Origin of the sequence: Haloarcula salina (genome assembly GCF_010119195.1) — an archaeon.
Lineage (GTDB): Archaea > Halobacteriota > Halobacteria > Halobacteriales > Haloarculaceae > Haloarcula > Haloarcula salina.
Genome location: NZ_WRXL01000013.1, coordinates 1 through 2,089, shown reverse-complemented (window position 1 = coordinate 2,089; position 2,089 = coordinate 1). Strand labels below are relative to the sequence as shown.

Annotated in this window: 3 protein-coding genes; all 3 read right to left on the bottom strand. The window is 64.6% G+C overall.

Going from position 1 to position 2,089, the window contains the following annotated elements:
- The coding region (locus GM656_RS18925) for an ABC transporter ATP-binding protein (protein ID WP_162415272.1) at nt 1-497 on the bottom strand (497 nt) is incomplete at its 3' end.
- A 4-nt stretch (nt 498-501) separates the two neighbouring features.
- Nucleotides 502-1,497, bottom strand: coding sequence for a carbohydrate ABC transporter permease (locus GM656_RS18920; RefSeq protein ID WP_162415271.1), 996 nt, complete (start codon nt 1,495-1,497; stop codon nt 502-504).
- A gap of 1 nt (nt 1,498) precedes the next feature.
- Nucleotides 1,499-2,089, bottom strand: a 591-nt coding sequence (locus tag GM656_RS18915; RefSeq protein ID WP_162415270.1) for a carbohydrate ABC transporter permease, incomplete at its 5' end; no start/stop codon positions are given.

Genomic DNA, 2,089 nt, shown 5'->3' with positions numbered 1-2,089 from the left:
GCCAGCGGCTCGTCCATCAGGAACACGTCCGGTTCGCGCACGATCGCGCGGGCGATGGCGACGCGCTGGCGCTGCCCGCCCGACATCTCCTCGGGCATCCGTTCGAGCATCCCCTCTAACTGGACGATGTCCGCGGCCCGCTCGACCCGGCGGTCGATCTCGTCTTGCGGGTAGTCCCGCAGGCGGAGGCCAAAGGAGATGTTGTCGTAGACGTCCATGTGCGGGAACAGCGCGATGTTCTGGAACACCATCGCGATGCCGCGGTCCTTCGGCGGGAGGTTCGTCACCTCGCGGTCGCCGATGTAGATCTCACCTTCCGTCGGAATCGTCAGCCCGGCGATGGTCTCCATCGTCGTCGACTTCCCGCAGCCCGACGGCCCGACGAAGCAGATGAACTCGCCGTGGGCGATGTCCAGGTTCATGTCGTCGACCGCGGTGACCACGTCACCCTGGTCGTCGTAGCGTTTCGTCACGTGTTCGAGTCGTACTCGTGCCATTGTGTTACTCCTTGAGTGCTCCTGAGGTCAGTCCGCTGACGATGCGTTCCTGGGCGACGACCACGAGAATGACGACGGGGAGGACCCCGATGATGCTCGCGGCCGCCATGAGGTTGTACTGGGTCGTGTACTGGGTCTGGTAGCTGAGGATCCCGCCGACGATGGGCGACCACTTCGTGGCCTCCGGCGAGGTCGCCATGATCGAACTGAAGAAGTACTCGTTGTACACGGCGATGAACGTCAGCACGGAGGCGGTCGCCACGCCGGGCGCGGACAGCGGCATGATGACCCGGAACAGCGCGCCCAGTCGCGTCGTCCCCTCGACCCGCGCGGCGTCCTCCAAGCCGTCTGGGATCTGGCCGTAGAACGTCGTCAGGATGAAGATCGACAGCGGCATGAACAGCGCGCTGAACGGCAGCACCATCGATCCCGGGGTGTTCAGGAGCCGCGGCGGCGTGAACAGCGGGATGTTCGTGAACGGAATCGTTATCGGGGCGTTGCCGGCGAACGCCTGAAACAGCGGGATGACGAACGCGGCCGGCGGGAAGTAGCTGATCGCGAGGATCGCGAGCATCAACAGCGCGCGACCGGGGAAGCGGAGGCGCCCGAACACGTAGCCGGCGAGGCTTGCGACGAACAGGACGATGACCGTCGTGGTGATCGCCAGCGCGAAACTGTTCAGCATGAACAGGTGGAACGGAACCTCGATGAAGACGTTGACGAACGCGCCCGGATTGAACCCCTTGGGGACGGGCAACGGGAACGTCCCGCTGACGCCGAAGAGGTTCACCGTCGGGAGGAAACTCCCCGCGAGCAGGTTCCCCTCGGGCGTCACCGCCAGGACGACGAGCCAGTAGAACGGGAACAGCGTCGTCACGAGGAAGAAAATCATCGCCGCGTAGAACAGCGCCCGATACACCTTCTCCGGGTCCCGAATCGCGCTCTGTGTCCAGCGCTGGAGCGGGCCGTCGCTCGATTGGTCTTCGTTGGTAGTTGCCATGTCAGATCGCGTCCTCCCCCTGCCACAGGATGAGCCCCATGACGACGGTGCCGATGATCGCGGCCGTCACGAACGCGATGGCCGCCGACGTCCCTTCACGGGTGTTGAACGTCGCGACGACCATGCACGACAGCGACGGCACGACGGCGCAACTCGACACCGTGTCGATAATACCGTACACACGCATCGCCTGCACGGAGCGGAACAGGACCGCGACCCCGATGGTCGGTAGGATGAGCGGGAGCGTGATGAGCTTGAACTGCTGCCACTTGGTAGCGCCGGCGACCTTCGCCACGTCGTAGAGCCCGCGGTCGATGCTCTGAAGGCCGGCGAGGATGAGCAGCGCCATGAACGCCGAGGTCTTCCAGATGTCGGCCACGATGATGATGAACGTCGCGCTCGGCGTGTCGTTGAGCGTGTTCGTGGGAGCCAGTAGCCCGAGGTCGGCCAGCGGGGGCGTCAGGAACCCGACGTTCGAGTTGAACATCAGGAAGAAGATCATCCCCTGAATGACGATGGGCACCGCCCACGGGATGATGATGGCCGCGCGGACCCACCGCCGGCCGTAGAAGTCCTGGTCCAGGATGAGCGC